Annotated in this window: 7 protein-coding genes; 3 read left to right on the forward strand and 4 right to left on the reverse strand. The window is 67.8% G+C overall.

The window, feature by feature from the left end:
• Positions 1 to 8 precede the first annotated feature (8 nt).
• Positions 9 to 647, forward strand: a complete 639-nt coding sequence (locus D7316_RS07110; RefSeq protein WP_232016809.1) for a nucleoside/nucleotide kinase family protein — start codon at positions 9 to 11, stop codon at positions 645 to 647.
• On the opposite strand, the gene D7316_RS07115 is transcribed toward D7316_RS07110, so the two are convergent.
• Genes D7316_RS07115 through prpD form a run of 4 tightly spaced genes read right to left on the reverse strand, consistent with a single transcriptional unit; the run spans position 631 to position 7,614 of the window.
• Positions 631 to 4,020 (reverse strand): pyruvate carboxylase, encoded by a 3,390-nt coding sequence (locus D7316_RS07115; protein WP_124707659.1) that lies wholly within the window; start codon positions 4,018 to 4,020, stop codon positions 631 to 633. The genes D7316_RS07110 and D7316_RS07115 overlap by 17 nt on opposite strands.
• 35 nt (positions 4,021 to 4,055) lie before the next feature.
• Positions 4,056 to 5,195, reverse strand: coding sequence for a bifunctional 2-methylcitrate synthase/citrate synthase (locus tag D7316_RS07120; protein ID WP_124707660.1), 1,140 nt, complete (start codon positions 5,193 to 5,195; stop codon positions 4,056 to 4,058).
• Positions 5,192 to 6,112, reverse strand: a complete 921-nt coding sequence (prpB, locus tag D7316_RS07125; RefSeq protein WP_124707661.1) for a methylisocitrate lyase — start codon at positions 6,110 to 6,112, stop codon at positions 5,192 to 5,194. Before prpB ends, D7316_RS07120 begins: the two co-directional genes overlap by 4 nt.
• Positions 6,112 to 7,614 carry a 2-methylcitrate dehydratase PrpD gene (gene prpD / locus D7316_RS07130; protein ID WP_124707662.1) on the reverse strand — a complete coding sequence of 501 codons (1,503 nt, stop codon included), beginning with the start codon at positions 7,612 to 7,614 and terminating at the stop codon, positions 6,112 to 6,114. The genes prpB and prpD overlap by 1 nt, the downstream gene beginning before the upstream one ends.
• Before the next feature lie 118 nt (positions 7,615 to 7,732).
• Between prpD and D7316_RS07135 the strand changes: the two genes are divergently transcribed.
• On the forward strand, positions 7,733 to 9,160 hold the full coding sequence (locus tag D7316_RS07135) for a short-chain fatty acyl-CoA regulator family protein (protein ID WP_124707663.1): 1,428 nt from the start codon (positions 7,733 to 7,735) through the stop codon (positions 9,158 to 9,160).
• A gap of 115 nt (positions 9,161 to 9,275) precedes the next feature.
• Positions 9,276 to 10,754, forward strand: coding sequence for an MFS transporter (locus D7316_RS07140; protein ID WP_124707664.1), 1,479 nt, complete (start codon positions 9,276 to 9,278; stop codon positions 10,752 to 10,754).
• Positions 10,755 to 10,815: the final 61 nt, after the last annotated feature.

Here is a 10,815-nt window from a genome sequence, read left to right on the forward strand (position 1 = left end):
GTTCCCCTGTGTCCGTCCTGACCGATCTCGACGATGCGCTCGCCGCCCACACCGGCGAGCGCATCGTCGTCGGCGTCACCGGACCACCCGGCTCGGGGAAGACCACGCTGGCGCGGACCCTCACCGAGCATTACCGCGCGCTGCACGGCGTCGGCTTCGTCGGTCACCTGCCGATGGACGGCTTCCACCTCTCGGACACCGTTCTGACGCAACTGAATCGGGCCGGCCGCAAGGGGGCCCCGGACACCTTCGACGTCGATGGCTACGTCGCGCTGCTGACACGAGCGATCAGTGCCGAGGGTGACGTCTATGCCCCCGACTTCGACCACACCACCGGCGAGCCCATCGCCGCGGCCCTGGTGTTACCCGCGACGGCGGCACTGATCATCACCGAGGGCAACTACCTGGCGCTCGACGACGGGCGATGGTCACCGGTCGCCGGCCTTCTCACCCGCCTGTACTACGTGGACGCTCCGGCCGACGTCCGTCGCGACCGGCTGGTGCCCCGCCACGTCGCCGCCGGCAAGTCGCCGAACGAGGCGCGCGCGTGGGTGGAGACCGTGGACGAGCCGAACGCCACGCTCGTCGCCACCACCCGTGATCGCGCGGACCTCGTCGTCGACGGCTCGGCTACCCGATCTCGATGAGCAGGTCGCCGGGGGCGACCTGGGTGACGGCGCCGACGGCGACACGGGCGACCTTGCCGCCCAGCGGCGCGGTGATGGTGGCCTCCATCTTCATCGCCTCGATCGTGCCGATGGCGGCACCGGCGGCGATCTCGTCGCCGACGTCGACCGTCAGGGAGACCACTCCGGCGAACGGGGCGCCGATGTGATGCGGGTTGGAGCGGTCCGCCCGTTCGGCGGCCTCGACCTCGGAGTCCACCGAGCCGTCGCGCACCGACACCGGACGCAGCTGCCCGTTCAGCACACACATCACGGTGCGCATGCCCCGCTCGTCGGGCTCACTGATCGCTTCGAGGCCGATCAGCAGTTGGACGCCGGGTTCGAGTTCGACACGGTGCTCCTCGCCATAGCGCAGGCCGTAGAAGAACTGATTCGCCGAGAGCCGCGACGTGTCACCGAATTCCTCGTAGTGTTTCTCGAACTCCTTCGTCGGAGCGGGAAACAGCAAGCGGTTCAAGGTCTCCTGCCGCTTGCGCCCGGGGATGTCCAGGGCGTCGGAATCATCGTCGGTCAGCGTCTCCGGCGGCGGCGCCTCACCGCGACCCTTCAACGCGATGCTGCGCAACGGTTCGGGCCACCCGCCTGCGGGGTCACCGAGTTCACCGCGCAGGAATCCGATCACCGAATCCGGGATGTCATGGGCGGAGGGGTCGGCGGCGAACTCGCTCGCGGTGACGCCACGGCCCACCAAAGCCAACGCGAGGTCACCGACGACCTTCGACGACGGGGTCACCTTGATCAGCCGGCCCAGCATGCGGTCGGCCGCGGCGTAGGCCTCCTCGACCGCCTCGAACCGGTTGCCGAGTCCGAGTGCGATGGCCTGCTGCCGCAGATTCGACAGCTGACCGCCCGGGATCTCATGGGTGTAGACCCGCCCGGTCGGTGCGGGCAGCCCGGACTCGAACGGCGCGTACACCTTGCGCAGCGCCTCCCAGTACGGTTCCAGATCGCACACGGCCTGCAGATCCAGCCCGGTGTCGCGGTCGGTGTGCGCCGCGGCCGCGACGATCGCCGACAACGCCGGCTGGCTGGTGGTCCCGGCCAATGCCGCGCTGGCACCGTCGACCGCCGACGCCCCGGCCTGCCACGCCGCGAGATAGGTGGCCAACTGCCCGCCGGGGGTGTCATGGGTGTGCACGTGCACCGGCAGATCGAACTCCTTGCGCAACGCCGAGACCAGGGTCGTCGCGGCCGGGGCGCGCAGCAGACCCGCCATGTCCTTGATCGCCAGCACGTGCGCGCCGGCGTCGACGATCTGCTCGGCCAGCCGCAGGTAATAGTCCAGCGTGTAGAGGTCCTCGTCCGGGTTCGCCAGATCACCGGTGTAGCTCATCGCCACCTCGGCGACCGCGGTACCGGTCTCGCGGACCGCGTCGATGGCCGGGCGCATCTGATCGATGTTGTTGAGCGCATCGAAGATGCGGAAGATGTCGATGCCGACCTCGGTCGCCTCGGCGACGAACGCCGTGGTCACCTTCGTCGGGTACGGGGTGTAGCCGACCGTGTTCGCCCCACGCAGCAACATCTGCAGGCAGATGTTGGGAATCGCCTCGCGCAACTGCGCCAGCCGATCCCACGGGTCCTCCTTGAGGAACCGCAACGCCACGTCGTAGGTCGCGCCGCCCCAGCACTCCACCGACAGCAACTGCGGGGTCAACGCCGCCACATACGGTGCCACCATCATCAGGCCCGACGTGCGGACCCGGGTCGCCAGCAGCGACTGATGGGCATCACGGAAGGTCGTGTCGGTGACCCCGAGCCGCTTGGAGTCACGCAGGTCGGCCGCGAAGCCCTCGGGCCCGAGCGCCAACAGACGCTGCCGTGACCCGTCCGGCGGAGATGCCAGCGTCGCCCGATCCAGGGTGGGCAGCTTGTCGCGCGGGTACACCTTCGTCGGGCGTTCCCCGTGCGGCTTGTTCACCGTGACATCGGCGAGATAGTTCAAGATCTTGGTGCCGCGATCGGCCGAGGATCGCGACGTCAGCAGCTGCGGACGGTCCTCGATGAACGATGTCGTCACCCGCCCCTCACGGAAATCGACATCGTCGAGCACGGCCTGCAGGAACGGAATGTTGGTGGCCACGCCACGAATCCGGAACTCGGCCACCGCACGTCGGGCACGCCGCACCGCGGTCGGGAAGTCGCGGCCCCGACACGTCAACTTCACCAGCATCGAGTCGAAATGACCGGACACCTCGGCACCGAGGACCGCGCCACCGTCCAGACGCACGCCGGCACCGCCCGGGCTGCGATACGCGGTGATCCGCCCGACATCGGGCCGGAATCCGTTGGCCGGATCCTCGGTGGTGATCCGGCACTGCAATGCCGCGCCACGGATCTGCAGCCGATCCTGCGACAGACCCAGATCGGCCAGCGACTCGCCCGACGCGATCCGCAACTGCGACCCCACCAGATCCACATCGGTGATCTCCTCGGTCACCGTGTGCTCGACCTGGATCCGCGGGTTCATCTCGATGAACACATGCCGCCCCTGTTCATCGAGCAGGAACTCGACGGTGCCGGCACACGTGTAACCGATGTGTTTGGCGAACGCCACCGCGTCCGCGCAGATCTTCTCCCGCAACTCCGGCGACAGATTCGGCGCAGGCGCCAACTCGATCACCTTCTGATGACGCCGCTGCACCGAACAATCGCGCTCGAACAGATGGATCACGTTGCCGTGGGTGTCGGCCAGAATCTGCACCTCGATATGGCGCGGATTGACCACCGCCTGCTCCAGGAACACCGTCGGATCGCCGAACGCCGCATCCGCCTCCCGCGAGGCCGCCGCGATCGCATCGGCGAGATCATCCGGATCGGCCACCCGCCGCATACCACGACCACCACCACCGGCCACCGCCTTGACGAACACCGGGAACTGCATGTCCGCCGCGGCCGCCAACAGTTCCTCGACATCGGCCGAGGGCTCCGAGGACGCCAGCACCGGCAGGCCCGCCGCCTTCGCCGCCGCCACCGCGGTCGCCTTGTTGCCGGTCAACTCCAACACATCCGCCGACGGACCCACGAACGTGATACCCGCCTGCGCGCACGCCGCCGCCAGACCCTGATTCTCCGACAGGAAGCCGTAACCCGGATAGATGGCATCGGCACCACACCGCACCGCCGCACCCACGACCTCGTCGACCGACAGGTACGCACGCACCGGATGATTCGGCACACCGATCTGATACGACTCGTCCGCCTTCAGGCGATGCACCGAATTCCGGTCCTCGTACGGGAAGATCGCGACCGTCCTGGCCCCGAGTTCATAAGCAGCGCGGAATGCGCGGATCGCGATCTCACCACGGTTGGCAACCAGAACTTTGTCGAACACTTGGCTCTCTCTCGTCACGCGCCGCAGGCGCACCGCTACAGAACAGGATCCAGCACACGCTGGGGTGGACCAGAGTACTGGCTCAGGGGGCGGATCAACGCGTTGGCTGCGACCTGTTCCATGATATGCGCCGTCCACCCGGTGATACGGCTCATCACGAAGATCGGTGTGAACGAGGCGATGTCGAATCCCATCATGTGATAGGCGGGGCCCGTGGGGAAATCGAGGTTCGGCTTGATGCCCGTGCGTTCCTCCATCGCGGCCTCGAGCTCGGAATAGATCTCACACCACCGACTTTCACCGGTGAGCTCGGTGACCTCGATCATCGCCTGCTTCATCGTCGGGACCCGTGAGTCACCGCTGCGATAGACCCGGTGACCGAAGCCCATGACCTTCTCCTTCGCATCGAGTTTGGCGTTGAGCCAATCGCGTGCGCGCTCAGGACGATCGATCTCGATCATGTCGTACATGACCGCCTCGTTGGCACCGCCGTGCAGCGACCCCTTGAGCGCGCCGATCGCGGCGGTGACCGCGCTGTAGATGTCGGACCGGGTCGACGTGACGACCCGGGCCGCGAACGTCGATGCATTGAAACTGTGTTCGGCATACAGGACCATCGACTTCTCGAATGCCCGGACGATCACGGGATCCGGGACCTCGCCGAAGCACATGTACAGGAAGTTCTCCGCGTAACCCAGCCCGAGATGGGGCGCGATCGGGTCGAGATCGCGGCGTCGACGCATATCGGCGGCCACGAGGGTCGGGAGCACCGCGAACATCCGCAGCGACTTCTCGTAATTGGCCTGCGGCGTGCTGAGGTCCTCCTCGGGATCCTCCGTACCCAGATAGCTGATGGCGGTACGCACCACGTCCATCGGGTGGCAGGTCTCCGGGATGCGTTGCAGGACCGCCTGAGTCGACCGATCGATCCGTCGGTTGGCGCGCTCCCGCTCGCTGAACGAATCGAGCTCGCCGGCCGTCGGCAGTTCACCGTGCCAGAGCAGATGGGCGACCTGCTCGAAGCTGCACCGCTGCGCAAGGTCCTGGACCGGATACCCGCGATAGGTGAGCGAGTTCGTCTCCGCCACCACCTTCGAGATGGCCGTCGTGTCCACGACGACACCGGCGAGCCCCTTGTGGATTGTCGGCGGATCGATCGTCTCGGTCGCGGTCATCGTCGTACTCCTTCGAGGGTGGTGGTGAAGGTGAACAGATCGGAATCGAAGTCGTTGTAATCGGCGTAGTGGAGCAGTTCGTAGAGCCTGCTACGGTGCTGCATCCCGTCGAGAAGTCCGGATTGCGTTCCGGTTGAATCGATTTCGCGAAGTCCCCGCTCCACCGCGCCCATCGCGATGCGGAGCGTGGTGACCGGATAGATCACCGCGTTGTACCCGACGTCGCGCAACTGGTCGGCGGTGAGGAGCTCGGACTTGCCGAACTCGGTCATGTTCGCCAGCAGCGGCACATCGACGGCCTTGCGGAACCTCTCGAACTCCCCGAGGTCACGCAGCGCCTCGGTGAAGATGAGGTCGGCCCCGGCATCGGCGTAGGCCTTGGCGCGATCGATCGCGGCATCGAGTCCCTCGATCGCGCGGGCGTCGGTGCGCGCGCAGATGACGAACTCCGGGTCCCGCCGCGCCGAGACCGCGGCCGCGAGGCGGGTGAGCATGTCATCGACGGGCACCACGTCCTTGCCGTCGAGATGACCGCACCTCTTCGGGTTGACCTGGTCCTCGAGGTGGCATCCGGCCAGGCCGGCGTCCTCGAGGGTCGCGACGGTCCGAGCCGCACTCATCGGCTCACCGAAACCGGTGTCGGCGTCGATGAGCGCCGGCAGATCTGTCGCCCGCGCCATCGCCCCACCCCGGGCCGCGACCTCGGTCAGGGTTGTCAACCCGATGTCGGGTAGACCCAAGTCGGCCGAGAGCACCGCACCGGACACGTAGACACCCTCGAAACCGACCTCTGCAATCAGTTTCGACACGAGTGGTGAGAATGCTCCCGGCCAACGCTGGAGGGTTCCCGACGACAATCCGGCGCGCAGCGCACGCCGCTTCTCGGTGTCGGGAACGGCTGAGGAGAACAGCGACATCAGAACAACCCCTTCGGTGTCTGCGGCGCCTTGTCGAGCACGACCGGCCGGACCCGCGTGTTCAGGGCCGCCAGGCCACCGGCCGGGATCGACGCCAATTGTGCTGCTGCGGAGAGGAACCGGTCCTGCTCGGCGGGCTCGACGACGCCTTCGGCCATCGCGCGGAACTTCGCGACGTACTGCTCGCGCCCGAAGGGACGGGCACCCAGCGGATGAGCGTCGGCGACGGCGAGTTCGTCGGTGATGACCTCACCGTCCAGCAGGGTGATGACCGCCTTGGCGCCGAAGGCCTTCTCGTTCGGGTCGGCGGAGTGATATCGACGGGTCCACTCGGGGTCCTCGACTGTGGAGATCTTGCGCCACAGGTCGATGGTGTCCGGTCGGTTGGCGCGTTCGGGCGCATAGGACGCCTCGTGATCCCAGGTCCCGTCCTGGAGGGCGACCGCGAAGATGTACATCACCGAGTGGTCGAGGGTCTCCCGACTGGCGGACGGATCGAACTTCTGGGGATCACCCGAGCCGGTGCCGATGACGACATGGGTGTGATGACTGGTGTGCAGCACGATGGACTCGATCGCGTCGAAGTCGGCGATCTTCTCGCGCATACGGCGGGCGAGGTCGATCGGCGCCTGACTCTGGTACTCGGCGGAGTGCTCCTTGGTGTAACTGTCGAGAATGGCGCGCTTCGGCTCGCCCTGACCCGGCAGGGCGATCGTGTACTCGGCGTCGGGGCCACCGAGCAGCCAGGCGATCACGCCGTCCTCCCCCTCCCAGATCGGGGCGGGAGCGCCCTCGCCGCGCATCGCGCGGTCCACGGCCTCGACGGCGATCTTGCCCGCGTGGGCCGGGGCGTAGGCCTTCCAACTCGAGATCAGCCCCTTGCGGGACTGGCGGGTTGCGGTGGTGAGATGCAGGGCCTGCCCGACCGCCTGGTAGATGGTCTCCTCGTCGAGTCCCAGCATCGTGCCGAGGCCCGCGGCCACCGACGGCCCGAGATGGGCGACGTGGTCGATCTTGTGTTCGTGCAGACACATTCCCCGCACGAGGTCGATCTGGACCTCGTAGGCGGTGGCCAGCCCGCGGATCAGATCCGCACCGCCGGCACCGACGTGTTGCCCGACGGCCACCAGCGCCGGGATGTTGTCACCCGGATGGGAGTACTCGGCCGCCAGGAACGTGTCGTGGAAGTCCAACTCGCGTACGGCGACGCCGTTCGCCCACGCCGCCCACTCCGGCGAGTACGTGCCGTCGATCCCGAAGACCGTCGCGCCGGGAGCGACCGGATGCGCCTGCGCCTGCCGCCGCGCCGACGTCACCGGACGCCGGATCACCGACGCCGCACTCACCGCGGCGTTGTCGATGACGCGGTTGATCACCATCTCTTCTGTGTCGGCCGGCACCTCGACCGGATCGACGGCGATCTCGGCGATCTTCTGCGCCAGATGCTCGCGCTGTGGGAAGTCCTCGGAACTGCGGCGGGTGCGGACCAGGTGATTGATCATGTTCGCACTGTATGCAGAGCGATGACCGCAGGAAAAGACCTGGCAAAGGCGTATTTTTGCGGACACCACGCCGCAGAACTGCGAATGTTGTGAACACGAGGCGCGGTACCCTCGCTCCATGGCCAAGATGTTCGTCGGCGCACGGCTGCGGCGCCTGCGCGACGAGCGGGGACTGTCGCAGGCCGCACTGGCCAGGCGGATCGACCTGTCCACCAGCTACGTCAACCAACTGGAGAACGACCAGCGACCGATCACCGTGCCGGTCCTGCTGGCGCTGAGCCGCGAGTTCGATCTGGACGCCGACTACTTCGCCGCCGACGGCGACGCCCGGCTGGTCGCCGATCTCGCCGATGTACTCGCCGCCCAACCCGACACGCCGGATGTGAGCCGCGCGGAGATCGCCGAACTGGTTGCCCGGATGCCCGCGATCGGCAGCACCCTGGTCAATCTGCACCGTCGACTGACCGCTGCCGACAGCGAACTCGAGAGCTACCGCGCGCAGGCCACCGGAGACCCCGGCCGACCCGCGTCGACCCCGATGCCGTTCGAGGAGGTCCGCGACTTCTTCTACGACCGGCGCAATCACATCGACGCGCTCGACACGGCGGCCGAGCAGATCTTCGCCGACAACGGACTGTCGATCGGCGGCCTCGATCTGCAACTCGGGGAACTCCTTGCGCGCGATCACGGCATCCGGGTCGCGATCACCCACGACACCGATCCGCATACACGTGCGGTCACGCCCAAGCGACGTTTCGACGCTGCGGAGGCCGTGGTCCACCTGGCCGGACGGCTGAGCGCCGGACAGCGGGCCTTCCAACTGGCGACCCAGCTGGCGTTGCTCACCCAGGCGGACGTGATCGACGACCTCGTGGCCGACGCCGACGACCTGAGCCCCGAATCGATTCCCGTCGCCCGCATCGGCCTGGCGAACTACTTCGCCGGCGCGCTCCTGCTCCCCTACGAGATCTTCCGGCGCGCCGCCGAATCGGCACGGTACGACATCGAACTGCTGAGCATCGGATTCGAGGTCGGGTTCGAGACCGTGTGCCACCGGCTGTCGACGTTGCAGCGCCCCGGCAGCCGGGGCATCCCCTTCATCTTCGTGCGGGTCGATCGGGCGGGGAACATCTCCAAACGCCAGTCGGCAACCGCGTTCCACTTCTCCCGGGTCGGTGGCAGTTGCCCGCTGTGGGTGGTGCACGACGCCTTCGCGACCCCCGGCCGCATCGCCACCCAGGTGTCGTCGATGCCCGATGGCCGCTCCTACTTCTGGCTGGCACGGACCACCGTCGAGCCATCGGCGTACCTCGCGCCGGACAAGAGCTTCGCCATCGGGCTCGGCTGCGACGTCGCACACGCCGAGCGTCTCGTGTACTCGACCGGCGTGAACCTCGCCGACCCGCGCACGGTGGTGCCGATCGGCGCCGGATGCAAGGTCTGCGATCGTCCGGCCTGCCCGCAGCGCGCGTTCCCCCAGCTCGGACGGCCGATCCACGTCGACCCGGGCGTCAGCGATTCGGTGCCCTACCGACCGATGCCCTGACATCCGTCCCGAGCGTCGCCGAACCGCCGGCACACCCGCACTGACACCGTGTGACATATCCGATTTCTCCGCAGCCACGCGACTCGATAGCGTAGCGATCGGAGGTGGAAGTTTCGTGAGTGCGATACGGCGTCCGGTCGACGGCGGGACCGGACAGCCTCCCGCGGTCCCCGATCGCCATCCCCGTCTCGCCGTCACCGTCCTGTGTGCGGCCGGCATCGTGGTGGCGCTGATGCAGACGATCATCGTGCCGCTCATCCCGCAGCTGCCGAGCCTCCTGGACGCGTCCCCCGGGGACACCTCGTGGGCGCTCACGATCACGCTGCTCGTCGGTGCCGTCATCACCCCGATCGGCGGGCGCCTCGGTGACATGTACGGCAAACGGCTGATGCTGCTGGCGAGCATGAGCTGCGTCGCGATCGGGTCGGCCGTCTGTGCGCTGTCGACCGCGCTGCCGCCCTTCCTGATCGGTCGCGGTCTGCAGGGCCTCGGTTTCGGCACCATCGCGCTCGGCATCAGCGTGATGCGCGACATCGTCCCGCCCCGCCATCTCGGCTCGGCGGTCGGCACGATGAGCGCGTCGCTGGGTGTGGGCGGCGCCCTGGGTCTGCCCTTCGCCGCCGCCATCGCCCAGCACCTGAGCTGGCATGCGCTGTTCTGGATCTGTGGTGCCGCAGCGGTGGCCGGCGCGCTCGGCATCGCGCTGACCGTGCCGGAGACCCCGGCCAAGGCGGGTGGCCGGTTCGACCTGCTGGGCGCCGCCGGCCTGGCCGCGATGCTGGTCTGCCTGCTGCTGCCGCTGTCCAAGGGCGCGACGTGGGGGTGGGCGGACCCGCTGACCCTCGGCTTCTTCGCCGGTTTCGTGGTGATCGCGATCGCGTGGCGTTTTCTGGAACGACGCTCGTCGAATCCGCTGATCGACCTCTCGGTGGCCGCCCAGCGTCCCGTGTTGCTGACCAACATCGCGTCGGTGGCGACGGGGTTCGCCTTCTACTCGATGCAGCTGATCCCGATTCAGCTGCTGATGGCGCCGTCGTCCAGCCCGAACGGCCTCGGTCTCGACATGCTCGGGGCGAGCCTGGTGCTCGCACCCAGCGGCGTCCTCATGTTCGTCTTCTCCCACGTCAGTGCGCGGCTGACCGTCACGTTCGGGCCCCGCGTATCCCTCGCGATCGGTGGTGCGGTCATCGGTGTCGGGTACGTGGTGTTCATCGTCGGGCTGGCCGGATCGTGGGCGTTGACCTGGTGGCTGATGCTCGTCGTCGCGTGTCTGATCGGCGCCGGGCTGGGCATCGCCTACTCCGCGATGCCGGCCCTGATCATGCGGGCCGTCCGGGTCGAGCAGACCGGGGAGGCCAACGGCGTCAACGCCCTCATGCGGGTGGTCGGGACGTCGACGTCGGCTGCCGTGGTCGGCATGATCCTGACGTGGTCCCTGGTGTCCGCGCCGGGACCGGCGGACACGTCGGTGATGGTGCCCGGCGAGGCCGGGTACCTGTGGGCCTCCGGGATCTCGCTCGGCGCAGCAGTGCTCGCGACCGTGCTGGCGCTGGCCATCCCGCCCAGCCGACCGTTGTTCGTCGAGGATGTCTGACCGTCGGGACGCATCGAAACCCGTCTGTAACGCGATCGTCGTAGCGTGACGCGGGTGTCCC

Origin of the sequence: Gordonia insulae (assembly GCF_003855095.1) — a bacterium.
GTDB lineage: Bacteria > Actinomycetota > Actinomycetes > Mycobacteriales > Mycobacteriaceae > Gordonia > Gordonia insulae.

Excerpts from the sequence above, each read along its gene's own strand:
- prpD (WP_124707662.1), bottom strand. The coding sequence starts at position 7,614 with ATGATCAATCACCTGGTCCGCACCCGCCGCAGTTCCGAGGACTTCCCA.
- prpB (WP_124707661.1), bottom strand. The coding sequence starts at position 6,112 with ATGTCGCTGTTCTCCTCAGCCGTTCCCGACACCGAGAAGCGGCGTGCG.
- D7316_RS07135 (WP_124707663.1), top strand. The coding sequence starts at position 7,733 with ATGGCCAAGATGTTCGTCGGCGCACGGCTGCGGCGCCTGCGCGACGAG.
- D7316_RS07120 (WP_124707660.1), bottom strand. The coding sequence starts at position 5,195 with ATGACCGCGACCGAGACGATCGATCCGCCGACAATCCACAAGGGGCTC.